Below are 499 nucleotides of genomic sequence, written 5' to 3'. Positions count from 1 at the left end.
CCTGCTGCTGTATTCACAATCGCAGTGTAGGTCACTCCGTTAATCAACAGGGTCACAACAGTCGTCGCTGCATCCGCTGGAACACCGGTTAAGGTGCCCGTGATCGTCACATTGCCTGCACCTTCTGTTGCATTGATCACATTGTCTGCAGTCACTGCATCGATGTTCAGTAATGCACCCGCTGGGTTCGGTGGTGTAAGGTCTACTGTATACACCTGGGTATCAGTCACGTTGCTGCTGTTGCCCGCTGCATCGGTGAAGGTCGCTTTGGCTTCAATGGTTTTATCACCATCCGCCAACAAGTCACTTCCCGCAACCACTGCACTCCACGTACCTGCTGCTGTATTCACAATCGCAGTGTAGGTCACTCCGTTAATCAACAGGGTCACCACGGTCGTCGCTGCATCCGCTGGGATACCCGTCAAGGTACCTGTTACAGTCACATTGCCTGCACCTTCTGTTGCATTGATCACGTTGTCTGCGGTGACCGCATCAATAT

At 52.5% G+C, this 499-nt stretch carries 1 protein-coding gene; it reads right to left on the bottom strand.

From position 1 onward, the window contains the following. The coding region (locus F909_RS20525; RefSeq protein ID WP_157407603.1) for an Ig-like domain-containing protein at nucleotides 1–499 on the bottom strand (499 nt) is incomplete at both ends.

The organism is Acinetobacter sp. ANC 3929, from assembly GCF_000369405.1.
GTDB lineage: Bacteria > Pseudomonadota > Gammaproteobacteria > Pseudomonadales > Moraxellaceae > Acinetobacter.
The sequence above is the reverse complement of the archived record's forward strand: the minus strand, read 5'-3'. Positions and strand labels throughout refer to the sequence as shown.